The following is a 21042-nucleotide window of genomic DNA, read 5'->3' as shown; positions in this document are numbered from 1 at the left end:
TGGGGTGTATGAAGGCGCAGTCCAAGACCTGATCGACGAGCTCGGCAGGCTCCCCGGCATCGGCCCCAAGTCGGCCCAGCGGCTCGCCTTCCACATCCTGGAGGCCGACGCCGAGGACATGAAGCGGCTCGCCGCCGCGATCGTGGGCGTCAAGGAGCGCGTGAAGTTCTGCCAGATCTGCGGGAACGTCTCGGAGCAGGACACGTGTGCGATCTGCCGCGACCCCCGCCGGGACCCGAGCGTGATCTGCGTGGTGGAGGAGTCCAAGGACGTGCTCGCGGTGGAGCGCACCCGGGCCTACCGCGGCCGGTACCACGTGCTCGGCGGCGCCATCAATCCGATCGCGGGAATCGGCCCCGACCAGCTGCGCATCCGGGAACTGCTCACCCGGCTCAACGACGAGCAGGTCACCGAGATCATCCTGGCCACGAACCCGAACCTCGAGGGCGAGGCCACCTCGACGTACTTGGCGCGCATGCTCAAGTCCATCGGGGTCAAGGTCACGCGCCTCGCGTCCGGGCTCCCCGTGGGCGGCGACCTCGAGTACGCGGACGAGGTCACGCTGGGCCGGGCGTTCGAGGGCCGGCGCAGCGCCATCGGCTGAGCGAGGGCATAGTAGCGCGCCGGAACTTTATGACAGATTGTTAAGTGCCGGCCGAGGGCGGGCGCATGCTGGATCCATGAGCACTGCACGCACGTCCATCCCGGTCCTCGACCTCTCGACCGCGAGGGGCGCGGACGGCGGCTTCAGACCCGAGTTCCTCGACGCGCTGCGCGACGCGACCCACAGCGTCGGCTTCTTCCAGATCGTCGGCTACGGGGGGCGCCCGGGACAGGACCAGGAGCTCCTCGACACCGTTGCCGAGTTCTTCCGCCTGCCGCTGGACGAGCGCCTCGCCCTCGACAACCGCACCTCCGCCCAGTTCCGCGGGTACACGCGCCTGGGCACCGAAGTGACGCGGGGCCGCGCGGACGCCCGCGAGCAGATCGACTACGGCCCCGAGCGTGCGCCGCTCGAGCAGGTCCCCGCCGACCAGCCCTACCTGCGCCTCCAGGGGCCGAACCAGTGGCCCGCAGGGTTCCCCGCGCTCGAGAAGGCCGCGATGGAATGGGCAGAGCTCATGTCCGCGGTCGGGGCGGAGCTCCTCTCCGCCATCTCCGCCTCGCTCGGCCTGCCCGAGGACCACTTCGCCGAGCCCTTCGCCGGGACGCCGGCGTGGATGGGCAAGCTCGTGCACTACGTCGGGACCGGGGTGGTGCCCGAGGCCGGCCAGCAGGGCGTGGGCCTGCACGCGGACTACGGCTTCGTCACCCTGCTGCTGCAGGACGGGGTCGGGGGCCTCGAGGTCCAGCCCTACGGGCAGGAGGAATGGATCGACGTCCCACCGACGCCGGGCGCCCTCGTCGTGAACCTGGGCGAGATGCTCGAAGTCGCCACCGACGGCTACCTCATGGCCACGATCCACCGCGTCATTGCCCCGGCCGCGGGCGTGGACCGCTACTCCGTGCCGTTCTTCTGGTCCCCGCGCCTGGACGCCGTCATCGACAAGGTCGAGCTTCCCGCCGACCTCGCCGCGCAGGCTCGCGGCGTCTCCGACGATCCCGACAACCCGATGCTCTCCTCCTACGGTGAGAACGTCCTCAAGGGGTGGCTGCGCGCCCATCCGCAGACGGCGCGGCTCCACTACCCCGACCTCGTCGGCTGAACGGCACACACGCGCAGGTGCCCACAGGGCACTGCCGGACCTACAGTGGACGCATGGGACAAGACCAGCCCGAACCCCGCGGTCACTACTACGACAGCGGCAGAGATGCCCACGCCGACAAGGCACGCGGCCACTACTACAAGGGCGGCGACGCCACCGTGTCGCCGGATGAGCACGTGGGCCAGTACACCGACGAAGAGCTTCCCGACGGGACCATGCACTCGGGCACCGATCACACACCCGGGCACTACACCGACCGCGAGGCCCCGGACGAGAACGAGGACGACGAGGTCGAGGGCAAAGACACCTGACTGGTCGGCGACGCGCAGGACGCGCCGCTCCGCAGCGGAACGGGACGCATAGCACGACCGTCATGATTCAGCGGCCCCACCCTCGCCCGATAGAATGTGTGGGTCCCTTCCCGCCGCCCTCGACCCCTGTGAGTGTGCCCGCATGTCGTTGCCCCTCGAAGTGCCTGCCCGGCAGCTGATCGTCCAGAAGTTCGGCGGCTCCTCCGTCGCGGACGCGGCCGGCATCAAGCGGGTGGCCCAGCGCGTGGTGGACACCCAGCGGGCCGGCCACGAGGTCGTGGTCGTGGTCTCGGCCATGGGCGACACGACCGACGAACTCCTCGACCTCTCGAGCCAGATCACGGACCAGGCACCCGCACGTGAAATGGACATGCTCCTCTCCGCCGGGGAGCGCATCTCCATGGCCCTGCTAGCCATGGCCATCAACAAGCTCGGTGCGAAGGCCCGCTCCTTCACGGGCTCGCAGGCCGGCATGATCACGGACGGCATCCACGGCAAGGCGCGCATCATCGACGTCGACCCGCACCGGGTGCGCACTGCCCTCGACAAGGGCGCGGTGGCGATCGTCGCCGGATTCCAAGGCGTGAGCCGCGAGAGCCACGACATCACCACCCTCGGCCGGGGCGGCTCGGACACCACCGCCGTGGCGCTCGCCGCCGCCCTCGACGCCGACGTGTGCGAGATCTACACGGACGTGGACGGGGTCTACACCGCGGATCCCCGCGTGGTCCCCACCGCGAAGAAGATCGACCGCATCTCGAGCGAGGAGATGCTCGAGCTCGCCGCCTCGGGCGCCAAGATCCTCCACCTGCGCTGCGTCGAGTACGCGCGCCGCTTCGGGGTACCCCTGCACGTGAGGTCCTCGTTCAGCCAGCATGAGGGGACCTGGGTGCTGCCCAGCCCCGACGACAAGATCACCATCAGCGAGGGAGTCGCCTTGGAACAGCCCATCATCTCCGGCGTCGCGCACGACCGCTCCGAGGCCAAGGTCACCGTGGTGGGCGTCCCGGACATCCCCGGCAAGGCGGCTGCGATCTTCCAGGTCATCGCCAAGGCGCACGCGAATGTCGACATGATCGTGCAGAACATCTCCACGTTCGGGCGCGGCAAGACGGACATCTCGTTCACGCTGCCCATCGTCGAGGGCGCGGATGCCCTCGAGGCCCTCAAGGCGGCCCAGGGCGAGATCGGCTTCGAGGACATCGAGTACAACGCCGAGATCGGCAAGCTCTCCCTCATCGGGGCCGGCATGCGCTCCAACCCGGGCGTCTCCGCCACGTTCTTCCAGGCGCTCTCCGATGCCGGGATCAACATCAACATGATCTCGACCTCGGAGATCCGCATCTCCGTGGTGACCCGCGCCGACCTCCTCGACGCCGCCGTCCGCGCGATCCACTCGGCCTTCAACCTGGACGCCGAGTCCGAGGCGACGGTTTACGGCGGCACCGGCCGCTGACCGGCCCGACGCTCTTCGCCGATAGCCCCACGACGACGGCCGGCACCTTCCGCGCGGAAGGTGCCGGCCGTCGTCGTGCGTGCCCCGGTCTGCAGGCAGGATTCAGTGGTGGGTCATCGGGGGCTTCTCGTCCTTGCGGACGGCGTAGTGGTGTCCTTCGGAGTCGGTCTCGACGTCGAACGTGAGCAGCTCGGACTCGGAGGCCCGCTCGAAGTCGTCGTGCTTGTGGACCACCGGCGCGCCGAGATCGCTGTGCGAGGCGGGACCCCAGACCGCCGCGGCGCGGTCGGCGACGTGCGTGAACGCGTTCAGGACCCTGTGCGAGTGGGGCATCTCTCATCACCCCCTTCCGGTACGGGCATTGTACGTCCGGGGGTGCCGCAGGGAGAGGGTCAGCGCAGGGACTGGTCCGCGGGGTCCTTGGGGACCACGTAGGTGCTGCCGTCGGGCCGCGTGACGGTCTCGAACTGCTGCGCCTCGGCCTGGCGCCGGACGAGGAGGTCCTTGTTCGCCTCGGTCATCTCGTGCGTGGCCGAGCTGCGGTTGGCCGGCCCGAAGAAGAACCGCAGCTTCCCGGTGGTGCGCATGAACCTCTGCGCGAAGTTCTCCCCCGACATTGGCCGTCCTCCCTTTCCACGGATCCTTCCCCTGCATAGTACCGTGATCATTAGTGCACTAACCAATAGGAGACTGCGATGCCCGACACCGACGACGACCTCCTCCTGGAGCGCCAGCTCTGCTTCGCGCTGAGCGTGGCGAGCCGCAGCGTCGTCGCGTCCTACCGCCCCGTCCTCGACCGGCTCGGCATCACCCACCCCCAGTACCTCGTGATGCTGGCCCTGTGGGAGCGTTCCCCGCGCACCGCGAAGGAGATCAGCGAGGCGCTCCTCCTCGAGCCCGCCACGGTCACGCCGCTGCTGAAGAGGCTCGAGGACGCGGGGCTGCTCACGCGGGCTCGGCAGCAGGGCAACGAGCGCGCGCTCGATGTCGCGCTGACCCCGAAGGGCACGGCCCTGCGGGAGCAGGCGCTCTCGGTGCCCACCACGATGATGGCGCGGCTCGGGATCAGCCGCGAGGAGGCCGCCGAGCTCCACGGGTCGATGACCCGCCTCATCGCCGCCGCCCAGGCCAGCCGGGCGGCAGACGCCTCCGCCTGACCCGCCCCCGCCCTCCCTCCCGCGCCTCCCGTTGAGGAGTCACTTCCGCACCGCCGAGGAGTCACTTCCGCACCGCTGAGGAGTCTGCGGGGTGCCCTTCGTGGCACAGTGGAGACAGCCCGGAGGGAGGGAAGCCATGCGGTTCACCGGTCATCTCGTGGCCCCGGCGCTGCTGGGGCTCGCCACCGCCACCGTGCTCCTCGCCGCGTGCTCCCCGGGGCCGGAGCGGTCGCCGGGCACGGGCCCTTCGGAGCCGTCGGCGACCTCGGGGCCCTCGGCTGGCGCGTCGAGCCCAGCGCCGACCACCGGGGCCGGCAGGACGCCGGGCGCGGCGACGGCGGAGCTGCAGGTCGTCGTCGTGCGCTCTCCGGGCGGGCCGGAGCAGCGGTGGACGCTGCGCTGTTCCGGCGCGGACGTGCTCCTGGGGAGCACTCATCCCACCGCCGCCGCGGCCTGCGCCCTCATCGCGGCCCGCCCGGAGGTGCTCGCGCCCCCGCCCAGGGACCAGCTGTGCACCCAGCAGTACGGCGGGCCAGAGGTGGCCACGGTGACCGGGACCGTCAACGGGGCCCGGGTGGACCGGCGCTTCACCCGCACCGACGGTTGCGGCATCTCTGCCTGGGCGATCGCGACCCCGCTCCTTGGGGCGCCCGGCGGGGCCGTCTAGCGGAAGCCCGTGCCTTCCTGTCCACTTTTGAGGGGCGCGCACGGCGAGTCGGGACCGGACACGCCGGGAGGATGCCGAACCGGTCGGCCACAGTGGGCAGGAACGCACGCTGCCCGGCCGAAATGCGGGGCGCGGTCCCCCAGGGGGATAATTGACCGATGCCCTCCCCAGCCTCTCGACCCCCGGCGTCCTTGGGCGCCGTGCTCGCGCAGGACGAGTGGCTCCCGCGCGCCCAGGCCCACGCCGCCCGGGTGGCCCGCTTCGCCGAGCCGTTCGTCGCCCGGCGCAACGCACGCAGGAAGCACCCGATCGAGGACTTCCTGTTCACGTACTACACCCACAAGCCGGGCCAGCTTGGCCGCTGGCACCCGGGCGCGGGCGTCGCGCTCGTCGGCGACGCGGCGCACGAGCGCCTTGGCTGGAAGCACTACCGCCCCCTCGCCCCGGAGGAGCGCCGCGCCGCCGGGCTCACGGACGAGGGAGCCGCCGTGGTGCTCGATCTGCCCGCCTACGCCGCCGAGCGCGAAGAGACCATCCGCTTCTGCGGGATCATCCTGCGCGGGACCGCCGCGAGGCCCGCGCAGTTCGGATGCTTCGGGCTGCACGAGTGGGCCATGGCGTACCGGAGCGAGAAGTTCGGGATCCGGCACGAGTACCTCCCCTGCGGCTCGGGGCGGACGGCACCGACCGCGTTGTCGAGGAGCACCGTATCCGCTGCACGCACTTCGACGCGTTCCGCTTCTACTCCCCGGACGCCGCACCGCTCAACGAGCTCCAGCCCACCCGCGCCGCCCAGCGCGACCTCGAGCAGCCGGGGTGCCTGCATGCCAACATGGACCTCTACAAGTGGGCCTACAAGCTCGGGCCCGCCATCCCGGGCGAGCTGCTCATGGACTGCTTCGAGCTCGCCTGGCGCGTGCGGACCATGGACATGCAGGCCTCGCCGTACGACCTCTCGGACTGGGGCTTCGAGCCGATCGCGATCGAGACGCCCGCGGGGAAGGCCGCGTACGTCGAGGCCCAGCGCGGCTTCGCCTCCGAGGCGGCGGTGCTGCGGGAGCGGCTCACAGCAGCGCTCGCTCCGCTCGAGGCCGCCTCGGCTGAGCCCTCCGCCGCAGCGCCCGTCGGCACGGACGTGACCCCTCAACGCAGCGGACGTGACCCCTCAACCCAGCGGACGTGACCCCTCAACCCAGCGGACGTGACCCCTCAACGGCACGGACGTGACCCCTCAACGCAGATTGCCCCGCAGCCTCCGTCTCACGACGGCGGCTGCGGGGCAGTCTCAGGGTGCGGCGAGGCGGGCCGGAGCCCCGTGGTCAGCAGGTCACCGGCCTGGGATCCCGTCCGCGGTCGCCATCGTCGGGGCGCCGGCCGGAGCCGAGGCCGCCGCGCCGGAACCGACCGTGAGGTCGACCCAGCTCGTGACGCCGCTCGCGCCGAACGTGAGCCGGCCCATGTAGGTGCCGGCGGCGAGCCCGTTCCAGGCCAGGGTCTCCGTGGCCTGGGTGCCGTTGGCGGCCACGATCGGGTTCGGGGTCACCGTGGCGTTGCCGGCATCGCCGGCCCACGCGGCCGCCTGGATCACCGCGTCCGTCGCGCCGTTGCCCGGTGACGCGAAGAGGTTGGCGATGACGTAGTACGTGCCGGCGATCGGGTTCGGGATCTCGAGCGACTCGCTCGCGGACCCGGTGGCCGCGGTGAACTGCTTGAGGCCGCCGGAGCCGTTGGGGGCGAGGACGTACATGTCCCAGTCGGTTCTGGCGTCGGCGGCCTTGAGCACGAACCGCGCGGTCTTCTGGCCCGCGGGGACCGTCACGGAAACGAGCCCGTTGGACGCATCATTGGCCGCGGCAACCTGCCCGGGGACCTTGGTGACGGCCTTCTGCGCGACCGCGGCGAGGCCCTCGAGGCCCACCGGGATCGGGCTGTCGGAGCCGGACGTCACGGTGAACGTGCCGGAGCCGGCGCCCGTGGCCGAGGAGAAGCTGTAGGCCGGGTCGGCCTTGGCCTCGACCGGCCGGATCGCGATAGGCGACGTCACGGTGCGCGGGCCGACCCACGAGAGCGAGCCGGTGGTGAACCTGCCGTCGGGCGCGGAGACGTTCTTGATCGTGATCGTGACCTCGCGGGTCTGGCCCGCCTTGGCGAAATTGAGGGCCTGCGGCTCGACGTGGAAGTCGATGCCCGGCAGGTTGACCCTGGGCCGGTACAGGCCCGGCACGAGCGCGGTGATCTGCCGCGTGACCTGGACCTCGCCCACGAGGGAGCCGAGGGCGAACGACGGCAGGTTGACGTCCTTCGCCTCGATAGAGCCTGCCTGCGGGGCACCGGTCGGATAGCCCTGGCCGTTGAGGAACGCGAGCCAGTCCTTGGTCCCCGCGTTGTACACGAGGCCGGGATCGGTGACCTTGGTGGTGTCCACGTGCCCGGCGCCGCCGTCGAACGGGTTGGTGTTCGCGCTGCCGTCCGCGTTGACCAGCGGGTACGCCGTGGTCATCATCGCGGACTTGACCATGGCCGGCGTCCACGTCGGGTTCTTGCCGAGCACGAGGGCTCCCACACCGGCGATGTGCGGGGAGGCCATCGAGGTGCCGGACATGAAGCCGAACTGCTCGCCGTTGTTCGCGATCGGGGAGACGCCGGCGAGGACGTTCACGCCGGGGGCGGCGACATCCGGCTTGAGCAGGTCGCCACCGGAGGCGAGCGAGGGCCCGCGCGAGGAGAATCCGGCGATCTGCGGCGCAGGGCTGGCCGGCTTGCCGGTGAGGTCGCCCTTGACGAGGCTCACGGTCAGCGCCGGGTCGGCGGCGATCTTGGCCTTGAGCGCGGGCCCGTCGGGGGCGTTGACGTGGATGGTCGGCACCGAGTGGAGGTCGGAGTCCTCTGAGCTCGGGGTCAGGTTGACCAGGACCATGCCCACGCCGCCGGCCCGCTTGACCTCGGCGCTCTTGTCCACACGGGCGTTGACGCCGCGGTCGCAGACCACGACCTTCCCGGTCACCTTGGCCGGGTCGAGGGTGCCCGCCATGCAGAGGTTGGCGTCCTGCGCGCCGGCCAGGGCGGCGTTCTGGGCCAGGACGGGCTGCTTGTCCTTGACCTCGCCGCTCATCACGGTCGCGCCGCGGTACTTCGAGCCGTCGGACACCACGACGGTGCCGACGAGGTCGCCCGGGAAGGTGCTGGCGGCCACGGAGGTCACCCACGGCGAGGCGTGGTTGACGGTCGAGGGGGTGGGCCCGGAGTTGCCGGCCGAGTTGGCGACGAAGATCCCGGCAGAGGCGGCGTTGAGGAACGCGAGCGCCACCGGGTCGGTGGTCGAGTCCGTGTTGCCGGAGATCGAGTAGTTGAGGACGTCGACCCCGTCCGTGATCGCCGCGTCGATGGCCGCGACCGAGGAGGAGGAGTAGCAGCCGCCCGTGTTCGGGTCGTCGTCCTCCCAGCAGACCTTGTAGACGGCCACCTTGGCGGCGGGGGCGACGCCGGAGCTGACGCCGAAGTCGGTCCCCGCGATGCTCATGTGCACGTCCGCGTTGCCCGCGGCGGTCGATGCCGTGTGCGTGCCGTGGGAGCCGACGTCCACCGGGGAGATGAGCTCCTCGGGGGCCCGGTGCTCGGGGGTGACGGTGGCCAGGAAGGGATCGGCGAAGTACCGCGCCGAGAGGACCTTCGAGTTGCAGGCGGACCCGTCGAACGCTGCGCCGGTCCCCTGGCCGGGCTGGCATTCGCCCTTGAACGTCTGCCCGTCGCCCTTGAGCATCGCGATCGTGCCGTCGGTGTCGAGGTACGGGACACCGACCTGCGGCGCCGCGCCGGCGGCGAGGGGCTTGACGGGGTCCCCCGTGAGGAACGGGTTGCTGGGGGTGTAGCCGGTGTCGATGACGCCGACCACCGTGGCCTTGCCGGCGTTCGCCTTGCCCCCGAACTGCGTGGCCCAGGACCCCTGAGGGCCCGTGAGCTTCATGAAGTCGTTCGAGGTGTAGTCCGGTGCGGCCTGCTCGTCCTTGGCCACAGTCAGGACCCGGGAGTCCTTGGCGAGGGAGGCTGCCTGCGCCGCGGTGAGCGTGGCGGTGAAGCCGTTGAGCGCCGTCGTGAACTGCTGCCCGACCTGCACGGCGTGCCTGCCGGCGACGTCGCGCTGCGCCTTGCGCAGGTGGGCGTCGTACGCCTTGACGTTGGGGGCTCCGGCGTCGACCTTGCGGCCCTTGCCCGGCTTGGTGGGCGCGTAGCCGGGGGTGCCGCCGTCGTAGGAGGCCACGGCCTGCTCGGCGAGCACCACGATGTAGCGGCCGTCCTCGTAGACCTTGCCGGTGTCGGCGGACGGCGATGACGACGGTGCGGCCGGCATGATGTCCGGCGCGGCGTGCGCGGGGGCGGCCGCGACGCTGAGGGCGAGCGGAATGCCGACGGCGAGCGCAGCCAGTCGCTGCCGCCGCGGCACGGCGCCGCGAAGGGGTTGTCTCTTCACGCGATGAGACCTTTCACTGGGGCGATGTGACCTCCGCCACGGGCGGAGTGACACCCAAGCTACCCGAAGCGACTGCTTCACACCAGTAATTCTTCAGCTTCATCGCGGGTTATTCACAGGACCGTCACAGCCACGTGATGATAATGCAGCGGCGGGGTCGCCCCAGGGCGGACCCGACAATAACGAAAGATATATTCGCCCTATTTATCGGGCGCTTTTGCCCTAGCCGCGGAGTATATTTCTGGGTACTTCTTCAGGTCCTCATCAGTACGACGACGACATGGGAGGCACAGGCAGCGAGGGATACAGACGCCGGAACACCGCAGCTGGGCTAAGGCCTCGAGCCCCGAGCGGTCCGGATCCGAAGAGGCCGGATTTCACGTCAATCACTCAACAGAAAACAAGATGCCAACGAGGGGCGCGCCAGTGACGGCGCGCCCCTCTTCTGTGCTCATGCCCCGTGTGGCGTGGCCCGGGCCCGGCGTCAGGCCGCCTCGGCGTCGCCGTCGAGGTAGAACCACCGGCCGCCCTCGCGCACGAACCGGGAGTGCTCGCGCTGGGCCCCGCGCGCCGCGCCGTCGCGCCAGTGCGCCGCGAAGTCGACCGTCCCCTCGGTGTCGAACGGGCCGCCGGCGCTGACACGGACGACGTCGAGGCGTCGCCACTGCGTCGACCCGTCGAGTTCCAGCGTGGCCGGGCGGGTGGACGGGTGCCACGTGGCGAGCAGGTAGTCGGCCATCTCCGGCCCTCCGACGGCGAAGGCGCTGTAGCGCGAGCGCATGAGCGCCTCCGCCGTCGGAGCTGCCGTCCCGCGGGCCAGGCCGAGGTGGAACCGGCCGCAGCAGGAGCCGTAGGTGTCGCCGCTGCCGCACGGGCAGCGGGAGTCAGCGTCGAGGGGCATGCCGACCAGCGTAGCGAGGTGCTCCTCCTCACCGCGGGCGTGACGCCTCTCCCGCCTGCCCCCTCGGCTCCGCGGCCGCCGCGGATCCGAGGCCGGACGGCGTGCCACGCGTGGCCTGCGTCACTTCGCGGAGCGGCGGCTGTTCGATGACGCCTGCGCGTCGCGGCCCCCCGTGGCCCCTCCGGTAGAATTGGGGTGCCCCCTCCCCTATCCACAGGAGCCTGTCCCGATGCCGCGGATCGTTGTCGACGTCATGCCCAAGCCCGAGATCCTCGACCCGCAGGGGAAGGCCATCGTCGGGGCCCTGCCGCGCCTGGGCTTCACCGCCTTCAGCGGCGTGCGCCAAGGGAAGCGCTTCGAGCTGACCGTGGAGGGCCCCGTGACCGAGGAGATCCTCGAGCAGGCCCGCAACGCGGCCGCGACGATGCTCTCCAACCCCGTCATCGAGGACGTCGTCAACGTCGAGGTCCTGCCCGAGGACGGCGCCGAGGTGCGTGCGGACGCCGACGCCGCCGAGGTGGACTGAACACATGAGCGAGACTCCCCTCATCGCAGACCTGCGCGGGCCGGAGCCGGCCCCGCTCTCCGGCGCCAAGATCGGCGTCGTGACCTTCCCGGGAACGCTCGACGACCGCGACGCCGCGCGCGCCGTCCGCCTCGCGGGCGCGACCCCGGTCCCGCTCTGGCACGCCGACGACTCGCCCACCGCACTCGGTGACGTCGACGCCGTCGTGCTCCCCGGCGGGTTCTCCTACGGCGACTACCTCCGCGCCGGCGCGATCGCCCGGTTCGCCCCGCTCATGGGCCGCATCGTCGACGCCGCCAACTCCGACGCCAAGCTTCCCGTGCTCGGCATCTGCAACGGCTTCCAGGTGCTCACCGAGAGCCACCTCCTGCCCGGCTCGATGATCAAGAACGACCACCTCAAGTTCATCTGCCGCGACCAGGTGCTGCGCGTCGAGAACGCCTCGACCGCGTGGACCAACCAGTACGAGGTCGGCCAGGAGATCACGATCGTCCTGAAGAACCAGGACGGCCAGTACGTCGCGGACGAGAAGACGCTCGACGAGCTCGAGGGCGAGGGCCGGGTCGCGTTCCGGTACGTCGGCTGGAACCCGAACGGATCGCGCCGCAACATCGCCGGCATCACCAACGCCGCCGGCAACGTCGTGGGCCTCATGCCGCACCCCGAGCACGCCGTCGAGCCCGGCTTCGGCCCGCTCAGCACCGACTCCGGCGAATACTCCACCGACGGGCTCGGGTTCTTCACGTCCGTCCTGACCACGCTCGTCGCAGGGGGCACCAAGTGACCGCAGGGAACACCAACGCCGTGACCGCCCGCAAGTTCAACATCGACACGGTCGAGCACGCCGCGCAGACGCCGGAGACCGAGCTGCCCTGGGCCGAGCTCGGTCTGAAGGAGAACGAGTTCGAGGAGATCGTCAAGCTCCTCGGCCGCCGCCCCACCGCCGCCGAGCTCGCCATGTATTCGGTGATGTGGAGCGAGCACTGCTCCTACAAGTCCTCCAAGGTGCACCTGCGCCAGTTCGGCGAGAAGCTCACCGACGAGATGAAGAAGGACATGATGGTGGGCATCGGCGAGAACGCCGGTGTGACCGACCTCGGCGACGGCTGGGCCGTCACGTTCAAGGTCGAGTCCCACAACCACCCCTCCTTCGTCGAGCCCTACCAGGGCGCCGCGACCGGGATCGGCGGGATCGTCCGCGACATCATCTCGATGGGCGCGCGCCCCGTGGCGGTCATGGACCCGCTGCGCTTCGGCGCGATCGACCACCCCGACACGGCCCGCCTCGTGCACGGGATCGTCTCGGGGATCGGCGGCTACGGCAACTCGCTGGGCCTGCCGAACATCGGCGGCGAGGTCGTGTTCGACTCGGTCTACCAGGCCAACCCGCTCGTGAACGCGCTCGCCGTCGGCGTGCTCCGCCACGAGGACCTGCGCCTCGCCAACGCCTCCGGTGTGGGCAACAAGGTGGTGCTCTTCGGCGCCCGCACGGGCGGCGACGGGATCGGCGGCGCCTCGGTGCTGGCCTCGGAGTCCTTCGACGACTCCAAGCCCTCCAAGCGGCCCGCCGTCCAGGTCGGCGACCCGTTCGCCGAGAAGGTCCTCATCGAGTGCTGCCTCGAGCTGTTCAAGCATTCCCTCGTCGAGGGCATCCAGGACCTCGGCGCCGCCGGCATCTCCTGCGCCACGAGCGAGCTGGCGTCCAACGGCGACGGCGGCATGCAGGTCGAGCTGACCGACGTGCTCCTGCGCGACCCCACCCTGACCCCGGGCGAGATCCTCATGTCCGAGTCGCAGGAGCGCATGATGGCGGTCGTGACGCCCGAGAACGTGGCCGCATTCGAGAAGGTCATGGACAAGTGGGACGTCGAGTACTCGTGGCTCGGCGAGGTCACGGACACCGGCCGCCTCGTCATCACGTGGGACGGCGAGACGATCGTGGACGTCGACCCCCGCACCGTGGCCCACGAGGGGCCCGTCTACCACCGCCCGTTCCACCGCCCCGAGTGGCTCGACGGCGTCCAGGCGGACACGTTCCGCGCCTCCGAGGCCGGCAAGGGCCTGCCCGCCACCGGCGAGGAGCTCAAGGCCGCCGTGCTCGAGCTCATGGCCAGCCCGAACATGTGCGACAAGTCCTGGGTGACCAGGCAGTACGACCACTACGTGGGCGGCAACACCGCCCTCGCCTCCCCCGACGACGCGGGCGTGGTCCGCGTCGACGAGGAGACCGGCATGGGCGTGGGCCTCTCCACGGATGCCAACGGCCGCTACGCCTACCTGGACCCGTACACGGGCGCCCAGCTCGCCCTCGCCGAGTCCTACCGCAACGTCGCCACCTCGGGCGCCGTGCCGATGGCGGTCACCGACTGCCTCAACTTCGGCTCCCCCGAGGACCCCGAGGTCATGTGGCAGTTCGCCGAGGCCGTCCGCGGCCTCGCCGACGCCTGCCAGGTGCTCGGCATCCCGGTCACCGGCGGCAACGTCTCCCTGTACAACCAGACGGGGACCACCCCGATCCACCCCACCCCGGTGGTCGGCGTCCTCGGCAGGTTCGACGACGTGGCGCGGCGCACGCCCTCGGGCTGGCAGAGGAACGCGGACGGGCAGGCGATCTACCTGCTCGGCACGACGCGCGACGAGCTCGACGGCTCCGAGTTCGCCAACCTCCGCGGCCACCTCGGCGGCCTTCCGCCCAAGCTCGACCTCGAGGCGGAGAAGACGCTCGGCGCGATCCTCATCAACGCCTCGCGCGACGGCATGGTCGACTCGGCGCACGACCTCTCCGAGGGCGGCCTCGCCGCCGCGCTGTCCGAGATGGTGCTGCGCTTCGGCGTCGGCGCCCGGGTGGCGCTGGGCGACCTGTGCGAGCGGGACGGCGTGGACGCGTTCACTGCGCTCTTCTCGGAGTCGCAGGGCCGCGCGATCGTGGCGGTGCCGCGCTCCGAGGAGGTCCGGTTCAACGACATGGCCTCCGCGCGGAACTACCCCGTGATCCGCCTCGGCATCGTCGACGTGCTCGCGACGAGCCTCGAGGTGCAGGGCCTGTTCGACCTGCCCATCGACGAGCTCCGCGAGGTCCACGAGGGAACCCTTCCGAAGCACTTCGGCTGATCCCGCCCGACGAGGCAGACCACGGTGGCCCCGCCAGAGGACAGGCCGCGCTCCGACGCGCCGTCCCCGGCGGGGCCACTGCCGTCCCCCGCGGGTGAGCTGACGGGGCTCGACGCCGCGGCGGTCGCCGCACGGCAGGCCGCAGGGCTCGTCAACACCCTCGACCGGCGCACCTCCCGGCCGGTCTGGCAGATCGCCCGGAGCCACCTCTTCACCGTCTTCAACCTCATCCTCGGGCTGTGCGGGGCCACCCTCGTGGTGCTGGGGCGCTGGCTCGACCTCATGTTCCTCGCCGCCGCGGCGGCCAACATCGCCATCGGCTTCGCCCAGGAGCTCCAGGCGAAGCGCCGCCTGGACCGCCTCGCGGTGCTCGACCGCAGTCCCGTCCGGGTGCTCCGCGCCGGTGCCCCGGCGGAGGTGCCCCCCGATCAGGTGGTGATGGACGACGTCGTGCTCCTCCGCCGCGGCGACCAGATCCCCGTGGACGGCACGGTGCTGCGCGCAGAGGAGCTCGACGTGGACGAGTCGATGCTGACCGGCGAGTCCGCCCCCGTATCCAAGGCCGCCGGCGCGGAGGTCTCCTCCGGCTCGTCCGTGGTCGCGGGCCACGGCAGCATCCGCGTGACCGCCCTCGGGGCCGGCTCCCGCGCCGAACGGCTCACGGCGCAGGCCCGGCGCTTCACCCAGGTCACCTCGGAACTCCGGGAGGCGCTGGCGCGCGTGGTGCGGTGGATCAGCGTGGCGATCGTGCCCATGATCGCCGTGGTGCTCAACGGCCAGCTGCAGGCCGCGGGCGGCTGGGGCGCGGCGTTCGCCTCCGGGGCCTGGCGCGACGCCCTCGTGGCCGCGGTCGCCTCCGTGACGATCATGGTCCCGCAGGGCCTTGCCCTGCTGACCACGGTCTCCTTCGCCGTCGCCGCCCTGCGCCTCGCCCGCGGGCAGGTCCTCGTCGAGGAGCTCGCCGCCGTCGAGGTGCTCGCCCGCGTGGACGTGCTGTGCTTCGACAAGACCGGCACCCTCACCGAGGGCGGGATCCACCTCGAGGACGCCGTCCCGGTGCACGGCCCGGCCGTCGCCACCCCGGGCTGGGAGCGCGCGCTCGCGTGGATCGGCGCGGACCCGGACGCCAACCCGACCGCGGCGGCCCTCGCCGAGCGGTTCTCCACACCGCCGGACCGCGCGCCCTCCCGGGTGGTGCCGTTCTCCTCGGCCCGGCGCTGGAGCGCGGTCCAGTTCGACGGCGGCACGGCCGACGGCGCGTGGCTGCTCGGCGCGCCCGAGGCCCTGCTCGGCCAGGACCCGGAGGCCGCCCCCGCGCGGCAGGCCGCCGCCGAGCGCGCGGCGCGGGGGCTGCGCACCGTGGTCCTGTGCCACGCCGACCGGCTCCCCCCGGACGGCGCGCTGCCCGCCCAGGTGCGGCCCGCCGTCGTGCTTGCCTTCCGCGAGCGCCTGCGGCCGGACGCGGCCGAGACCCTCGCCTATTTCCGCGAGCAGGGCGTGGCCCTCAAGGTCGTCTCGGGCGACAGCCCGGGCACCGTCGCGGCCGCGGCGCGGGCCGCCGGGATGGACGCGGCGTCCCCGGTGGACGCCCGGTCGCTGCCCGAGGATCCCGCCGCGCTGGCGGACGCGCTCGAGCGGCACAGCGTCTTCGGGCGGGTCGGGCCGGAGCAGAAGGAGGCGATGGTGCGCGCCCTGCAGGCACGGGGGCACGTGGTGGCGATGACCGGGGACGGGGTGAACGACGCGCTCGCGCTCAAAACGGCAGACCTCGGGATCGCCATGGGCACCGCCGCGCCGGCGACCAAGGCAGTGGCCCGGCTCGTGCTCCTCGACGGCCGGTTCTCGCGGCTGCCGGCGGTCGTCGCGGAGGGACGCCGGGTCATCGCGAACATCGAACGGGTCTCGCGGCTGTTCCTGACGAAGACCGTCTACGCGTTCGTGCTGGGGATCAGCTTCGGCGCGCTGGCCTGGGCGTTCCCGTTCCTGCCGCGGCAGCTCTCTACCTCGGACTTCCTCATGCTCGGCTTCCCGGCGTCCGTGCTGGCCCTCCTGCCCAATGCCCGCCGCTACGTGCCGGGCTTCCTGCGGCGCGCGGTCACGGCCGCGGTGCCCTCCGGGCTCGCGATGGCTGCCGCGATCCTGGGCGTGTACGCGTACGGCCGGTGGGCCACGGACGCGTCCCAGGAGCAGATCGAGGCCGCCGCGTTCCTCACCCTCACCGTGAGCGGGCTCTGGGTCCTCGTGATCGCGGCGCGCCCGTTCACCCGATGGCGGCTGCTCCTCGTGGGATGCATGTACGCCGGCACTGTTGCCGTGCTGACCGTGCCGCTCTCCCTCGAGTACCACCAGCTCGCGGACCCGGACGCGCAGCTGACCCTCGCGGCCCTGGCCTTCGCGGCCGGCGCCTGCGTGGTCATCGAGGCGGCCCACCAGGTGCTCAGGCGCCGCCTGCGGGCGTGACCTCGAGGACCGCGGCGCCGGTGATCCTGTCCCCGGCGAGGTCGGCGAGCGCCCGGTCCGCGTCCTCGAACGCGTAGGGCACGGTGGTGGTGCGGACGGGGATCTCGGCGGCGAGCCGGAAGAACTCCTCGCCGTCCGCGCGGGTGTTGGCGGTGACGCTGCGCAGCTGACGCTCCTGGAAGAGGTGCTGCTGGTAGTCCAGGGGCGGGATGTCGCTGAGGTGGATGCCAGCGACGGCCAAGGTTCCGCCGCGGTCCAGTGCGGCCAGGGCCGGCGGGACGAGCGTGCCCACGGGTGCGAAGAGGATCGCGGCGTCGAGCTTCTCGGGCGGCGCCTGGTCGGCGCCGCCCGCCCATACCGCGCCCAGGTCCAGCGCGAGCTGCCGGGCCTCCGGGGCGCGGGTCATGACGTAGACGGAGGCGCCGCGGTGCATGGCGAGCTGGGCGGTGATGTGGGCGCTGCCGCCGAAGCCGTAGATCCCCAGGCGGCCGCCGTCGGGGAGCGCCGCCCGCTGCAGCGCCCGGTAGCCGATGATGCCCGAGCACAGCAGCGGCGCTGCCTCGCGGTCGCTGAACGCCTCCGGGATGGGGTAGGCGAAGTCCTCGCGCACGACGGCGAGCTCCGCATACCCGCCGTCCTCGTCCCACCCCGTGAACCGGGGTGCTGTGCAGAGGTTCTCCCGGCCCGAGCGGCAGAACCGGCAGGTCCCGCAGGTGCCGCGCAGCCAGGCGATGCCGACGCGGTCGCCGAGCCCGAACCGCCGGGCGCCGGGGCCGAGCGCCTCCACGCGGCCCACGGCCTCGTGGCCGGGGATGACGCCGTGGCGCCGGGGAGCCAGGTCCCCTTCGGCGAGGTGCAGGTCAGTGCGGCACACCCCGCAGACCGACACGCGCACCAGGACCTCCCCCGGCCCGGGCACCGGACCGGGCCGCTCGCCGAACGCGAGGGGTCCGGGGCTGCCGCCCGCCGGCCCCGGCCTGTCCACCCACCATGCGCGCATGGCGCCCATTCTCGCCCGCGGCCGTGCGCGGGGACAGGGCCGGTCGGCTCGTCCCCGCCCGCGCCCCGCGCAGAGGGTCAGCCAGAGACGATCGTGACGAGGTGCGTCGTGGGGTCGTAGCGGAAGGCGACCGGGCCGCCCGGGTGGTCGAAGCCGATGTTGGACCCGTTGAGCGCGCCGTTGGTCCCATAGTTCACGTCCCACGATCCGTTGAGCGCGACCTTGAACGAATACGACCCCGCCGGCAGCGAGGCGAGCCGGAGGATCCAGCCCTGCGAGCGCGGGTCCCACGTGGCCGCCGTCGCGGTGCACCCCGGGTCCCAGTCGCCCGCACAGCCGGCGAGGTGCTGGTAGGTGCCCGGGAAGTTCACCGCGGAGGGCTGGACGGCGGGCTGGCCCGCCGAGACCAGATGGGTCGAGTCGTTGTAGCTGAAGACGATGGTCCCGCCGGGATGGTCGAGCGCGATGTTCGGCCCGTTCGGCGCCCCGCCGGCACCGTAGTTGAGGTCCCAGGACTTGTTGAGGGCGGCCTTGTACGAGTAGCTGCCCTGCGGGAGGGTGTAGGTCCCGCGCCAGACTCCCTGCGCGGGATCGAACGCCAGCTGCGCCTGCGGGCACGCCGGCTGCCAGTCGCCGGGGCAGCCCATCGCCGTGTTGAGCGTCCCTGCCACCGCCACGGCGGAGGGCTGGGCCGCGTGCTCGGAGACCGTGGTCTCGTGGGTGTCCTGCCGGTAGGTGAAGGTGAGCCGGCCGCCTGGATGGGTGAGCGTGATGTTCGCCCCGTTGGGCGCCCCTCCGTCGCCGTAGTTCTGGGTCCAGGACCCGTTGAGCGCCGCCTTGAACTGGTAGGTGCCGGCCGGGAGGTCGAGGGTGAGGCGCCACTCGGAGGCGATCGGGTCGTACTGGGCCATGGTGGCCTGGCACGCGGGGGCCCAGTCGCCGGCACAGCCGGCGAGGTGCTGGATGTCGCCGGCCACGGTCACCGAGAGCGGCTGCGGGGCGGGGCCCTTGGGGGCGTCCGGGTCCACGGGGGTTGGCACGACGGCGGAGACGGTCGCCGAGGTGGCGGTGTGGCCGGCGTTGTCGAGCGAGACGGCCCGGTACTCGAGCGGGGTGCCCGGCGTCATGCCCTTCGTGGCGTCGAAGACCTGGTACGGGTAGGTGTCGTCGGTGCCGATGTTGTGCCACTGGCCGGCGGCTCCCTCGGCACCGGGGACCCGGGCCTGGAACGTGACCTCGTAGAACGAGTCGTGCGGGAGGTCGGCGGTGACGTTGACGCGGGTGTTGTCCCCGCCGGCCGCGGCCGGGGTCCCGATCGCCGGCACGGGGGCCGCCGCCGAGTCGGGAATGCGGCCCTCGGACTCGTAGACGACCGCGGAGAACGCGGGGACGGTGACGGTGAGCGTCCTGTCCGCTGCCGTCTTGAGCCGGTCCGCGGCGCCGGCGCCGAAGACCTTCGCGAACGGACGCTGGGCGATGTACGTGGGCACGGCCGCCGTGCGGGCCGCGGCGGTGTTGTTCAGGGCCACGACGTACTCGCGCTGGGCGGCCGCGTCGATGCGTGAGAACGCGTAGACCCCGGCCGTCGTCTCGGCGTACCGGTCCTGGTGCGCGCCCGTGCGGAGGGCCGGGTTGTCCTTGACCACCTTCGCGAGGTCCGCGATCGAGGTGTAGAGCGGATGGGTGGTGACGTAGTTGTCCGCGGCGTGCGTCGCCGTCGTGCCCAGGAGCGGATCGGCGAGGTACTCCGGCGTCCTGGACGCGAACATGTCCTGCCGGGCGAGCTGGTCCCCGCCGGTGCCGGTGAACCCCTGCTCGTCGCCGTAGTAGACGATCGGGTTGCCGCGGGAGAAGTACATGAGCTCGTTGGCGAGCCGGTCGCGGGCCACCTTCTCGGCGTCGGACGCCGTCGGGTTGTCCTGGTCGATGAAGGACCCGATCCTGCCCATGTCATGGTTCCCGAGGAACGTGGGCAGCTGGTAGACGTTCGAGGTCGCGGTCGTGTACCAGTCGTCGCCCTGGAAGAGCTTCTGCAGGGTCGTGGCGGGCGAGGAGGCCGAGGCGTAGGAGCGCGCCGCCTGCTGGAACGGGAAGTCGAGCACGGCCTGGACGTGGTCGGAGGTGGTGAACTTCGAGGTGAAGTCGCGCGAGGTGTCGTAGACCTCCCCGAACATGAAGAAGTCCTTCTTGCCCACCGAGTGCGCGTAGTCGAGGATCGCGGGCGAGAACTTCTGCCAGAACGCGTCGTTGACGTGCTTCATCGTGTCGATCCGGAACCCGTCGATCCCGAAGTCGCCGATCCACTTCTTGTACACGTCGATGAAGCCGTTGAGGACCTTCGGGTTCTCGGTGAACAGGTCGTCCAGGCCCGAGAAGTCGCCGTAGTTGGCGCTCTCCCCCGCGAAGGTCGAGTCGCCACGGTTGTGGTAGAGGGTCACGTCGTTGAGCCACGCGGGGACCTTCACGTCCTGCTCGCCGGCGGGGATGTAGGGGTGGTACGGGAAGGACGTCGCCGGGTCCATCGCGGGGAAGCTCGGCTGGTCGGCGACCGCGGCGTCGTCGAACGTCTGCCCCGAGGCGTCCTTGTACGGGGAGGCCGTCTTGCTCACGTAGGGCATGCGGGAGCCCTCTTGGTACTTGATGACGTCCGCGGTGTGGTTGGTGATGATGTCGAAGTAGACCTTCATGCCCCGCGCGTGGGCCTGGGTGATCAAGGTCCCGAGCTCGGCGTTGGTGCCCAGGTGGGGATCGATCTGGGTGAAGTCCGTGATCCAGTAGCCGTGGTACCCGGCGCTGTGGTCCTCGGGCTGGACGGCCTTGTTCTTGAAGCTCGGCGTGAGCCAGATGGCGGTGGTGCCCAGGCCCTGGATGTAGTCCAGCTTGCTCGTGAGGCCCTTGAGGTCGCCGCCGTGGTAGAAGCCCTTGTTGGTCGGGTCGAAGCCGGAGACCATCGGATCCGGGCCGAGGCCGCCCTGGTCGTTCGCCGCGGTGCCGTTCGCGAAGCGGTCCGTCATCACGAAGTAGTAGTTCTCGGTGCCCGCCGCCGTCCGGAACGAATGCGCCGCCCCCGGGCCACCGGCGTCGGACGACGGCGGCGGGGCGGCCGTCGCGGTCGTGGCACCGCCGAGCGCGAGGGCGGCAGCGAGGACGACGGCGGTGCTGGCCGCCCTCGCCCTCGGGGAGCGCGCGCGGCGCGCGGCGCGCGGGCAGACAGGGCGGAACCGCATGCAGACCTCCAGGGAAGCAGTGATCCGCCCACTATGGCGTATGTCACACGAC

Annotated in this window: 16 protein-coding genes and 1 pseudogene; 11 read left to right on the top strand and 6 right to left on the bottom strand. The window is 71.6% G+C overall.

Going from position 1 to position 21042, the window contains the following annotated elements; all coding sequences use genetic code 11:
* Positions 1 to 4: 4 nt before the first annotated feature.
* The 4 genes from recR (at position 5) to SA2016_RS02555 (ending at position 3473) form a co-directional block, all read left to right on the top strand.
* On the top strand, positions 5 to 604 hold the full coding sequence (recR, locus tag SA2016_RS02570; RefSeq protein ID WP_066494943.1) for a recombination mediator RecR: 600 nt from the start codon (positions 5 to 7) through the stop codon (positions 602 to 604).
* 76 nt (positions 605 to 680) lie between these two features.
* Complete coding sequence (locus tag SA2016_RS02565) at positions 681 to 1706, top strand: isopenicillin N synthase family dioxygenase (RefSeq protein ID WP_066494940.1); 1026 nt, start codon at positions 681 to 683, stop codon at positions 1704 to 1706.
* A 53-nt stretch (positions 1707 to 1759) separates the two neighbouring features.
* Positions 1760 to 2017, top strand: a complete 258-nt coding sequence (locus tag SA2016_RS02560) for a hypothetical protein (RefSeq protein WP_066494937.1) — start codon at positions 1760 to 1762, stop codon at positions 2015 to 2017.
* 142 nt (positions 2018 to 2159) lie between these two features.
* Positions 2160 to 3473 (top strand): aspartate kinase, encoded by a 1314-nt coding sequence (locus tag SA2016_RS02555; protein WP_066494934.1) that lies wholly within the window; start codon positions 2160 to 2162, stop codon positions 3471 to 3473.
* A 102-nt stretch (positions 3474 to 3575) separates the two neighbouring features.
* On the opposite strand, the gene SA2016_RS02550 is transcribed toward SA2016_RS02555, so the two are convergent.
* A complete protein-coding gene (locus SA2016_RS02550) occupies positions 3576 to 3806 on the bottom strand; it encodes a hypothetical protein (RefSeq protein WP_066494931.1) in 231 nt (76 codons plus the stop codon).
* A gap of 59 nt (positions 3807 to 3865) precedes the next feature.
* Positions 3866 to 4090 (bottom strand): hypothetical protein, encoded by a 225-nt coding sequence (locus tag SA2016_RS02545; protein WP_066494928.1) that lies wholly within the window; start codon positions 4088 to 4090, stop codon positions 3866 to 3868.
* Positions 4091 to 4168: 78 nt separating this feature from the next.
* Between SA2016_RS02545 and SA2016_RS02540 the strand changes: the two genes are divergently transcribed.
* From SA2016_RS02540 to SA2016_RS02530, 3 genes and pseudogenes are all read left to right on the top strand, one after another.
* Positions 4169 to 4630, top strand: coding sequence for a MarR family winged helix-turn-helix transcriptional regulator (locus tag SA2016_RS02540; RefSeq protein WP_066494926.1), 462 nt, complete (start codon positions 4169 to 4171; stop codon positions 4628 to 4630).
* A gap of 136 nt (positions 4631 to 4766) precedes the next feature.
* Positions 4767 to 5297 (top strand): hypothetical protein, encoded by a 531-nt coding sequence (locus tag SA2016_RS02535; RefSeq protein ID WP_066494924.1) that lies wholly within the window; start codon positions 4767 to 4769, stop codon positions 5295 to 5297.
* Between the two features lie 158 nt (positions 5298 to 5455).
* Positions 5456 to 6480, top strand: a pseudogene (locus SA2016_RS02530) (3-methyladenine DNA glycosylase).
* 144 nt (positions 6481 to 6624) lie between these two features.
* Here SA2016_RS02530 and SA2016_RS02525 read toward each other — a convergent pair.
* Positions 6625 to 9765, bottom strand: a complete 3141-nt coding sequence (locus tag SA2016_RS02525; RefSeq protein ID WP_229710875.1) for a S8 family serine peptidase — start codon at positions 9763 to 9765, stop codon at positions 6625 to 6627.
* Between the two features lie 484 nt (positions 9766 to 10249).
* Positions 10250 to 10666: a YchJ family protein gene (locus tag SA2016_RS02520; protein ID WP_066494920.1), complete on the bottom strand. Its 417-nt coding sequence runs from the start codon at positions 10664 to 10666 to the stop codon at positions 10250 to 10252.
* 229 nt (positions 10667 to 10895) lie between these two features.
* Between SA2016_RS02520 and purS the strand changes: the two genes are divergently transcribed.
* From purS to SA2016_RS02500, 4 genes are read left to right on the top strand one after another with little or no spacing between them, the layout of a single operon-like run.
* Positions 10896 to 11192, top strand: a complete 297-nt coding sequence (gene purS, locus SA2016_RS02515; protein ID WP_066494918.1) for a phosphoribosylformylglycinamidine synthase subunit PurS — start codon at positions 10896 to 10898, stop codon at positions 11190 to 11192.
* Positions 11193 to 11196: 4 nt separating this feature from the next.
* The gene (gene purQ / locus SA2016_RS02510) at positions 11197 to 11976 is read left to right on the top strand and encodes a phosphoribosylformylglycinamidine synthase subunit PurQ (RefSeq protein WP_066494916.1); all 780 of its coding nucleotides are present in this window, start codon (positions 11197 to 11199) and stop codon (positions 11974 to 11976) included.
* On the top strand, positions 11973 to 14303 hold the full coding sequence (purL, locus tag SA2016_RS02505; protein WP_229710874.1) for a phosphoribosylformylglycinamidine synthase subunit PurL: 2331 nt from the start codon (positions 11973 to 11975) through the stop codon (positions 14301 to 14303). Before purQ ends, purL begins: the two co-directional genes overlap by 4 nt.
* A 24-nt stretch (positions 14304 to 14327) precedes the next feature.
* Entirely contained in the window at positions 14328 to 16763 is a 2436-nt protein-coding gene (locus SA2016_RS02500) for an HAD-IC family P-type ATPase (RefSeq protein WP_084249243.1), read from the top strand.
* On the opposite strand, the gene SA2016_RS02495 is transcribed toward SA2016_RS02500, so the two are convergent.
* Positions 16741 to 17763: a zinc-dependent alcohol dehydrogenase family protein gene (locus tag SA2016_RS02495; RefSeq protein WP_066494913.1), complete on the bottom strand. Its 1023-nt coding sequence runs from the start codon at positions 17761 to 17763 to the stop codon at positions 16741 to 16743. The two genes, SA2016_RS02500 and SA2016_RS02495, sit on opposite strands and share 23 nt — an antisense overlap.
* A gap of 77 nt (positions 17764 to 17840) precedes the next feature.
* Positions 17841 to 20990, bottom strand: coding sequence for a pullulanase X25 domain-containing protein (locus tag SA2016_RS02490; protein ID WP_066494911.1), 3150 nt, complete (start codon positions 20988 to 20990; stop codon positions 17841 to 17843).
* Between the last annotated feature and the right edge of the window lie 52 nt (positions 20991 to 21042).

Source organism: Sinomonas atrocyanea, from assembly GCF_001577305.1.
GTDB lineage: Bacteria > Actinomycetota > Actinomycetes > Actinomycetales > Micrococcaceae > Sinomonas > Sinomonas atrocyanea.
This window is presented reverse-complemented; position numbering and strand designations above follow the sequence as displayed.

Bases quoted from the DNA above. Each gene is read 5' to 3' on its own strand.
- SA2016_RS02495 (WP_066494913.1), bottom strand. From the start codon at position 17,763: ATGCGCGCATGGTGGGTGGACAGGCCGGGGCCGGCGGGCGGCAGCCCC.
- SA2016_RS02560 (WP_066494937.1), top strand. From the start codon at position 1,760: ATGGGACAAGACCAGCCCGAACCCCGCGGTCACTACTACGACAGCGGC.
- SA2016_RS02565 (WP_066494940.1), top strand. From the start codon at position 681: ATGAGCACTGCACGCACGTCCATCCCGGTCCTCGACCTCTCGACCGCG.
- purS (WP_066494918.1), top strand. From the start codon at position 10,896: ATGCCGCGGATCGTTGTCGACGTCATGCCCAAGCCCGAGATCCTCGAC.
- SA2016_RS02490 (WP_066494911.1), bottom strand. From the start codon at position 20,990: ATGCGGTTCCGCCCTGTCTGCCCGCGCGCCGCGCGCCGCGCGCGCTCC.
- SA2016_RS02540 (WP_066494926.1), top strand. From the start codon at position 4,169: ATGCCCGACACCGACGACGACCTCCTCCTGGAGCGCCAGCTCTGCTTC.
- SA2016_RS02535 (WP_066494924.1), top strand. From the start codon at position 4,767: ATGCGGTTCACCGGTCATCTCGTGGCCCCGGCGCTGCTGGGGCTCGCC.
- SA2016_RS02545 (WP_066494928.1), bottom strand. From the start codon at position 4,090: ATGTCGGGGGAGAACTTCGCGCAGAGGTTCATGCGCACCACCGGGAAG.
- SA2016_RS02520 (WP_066494920.1), bottom strand. From the start codon at position 10,666: ATGCCCCTCGACGCTGACTCCCGCTGCCCGTGCGGCAGCGGCGACACC.
- SA2016_RS02555 (WP_066494934.1), top strand. From the start codon at position 2,160: ATGTCGTTGCCCCTCGAAGTGCCTGCCCGGCAGCTGATCGTCCAGAAG.
- SA2016_RS02550 (WP_066494931.1), bottom strand. From the start codon at position 3,806: ATGCCCCACTCGCACAGGGTCCTGAACGCGTTCACGCACGTCGCCGAC.
- purQ (WP_066494916.1), top strand. From the start codon at position 11,197: ATGAGCGAGACTCCCCTCATCGCAGACCTGCGCGGGCCGGAGCCGGCC.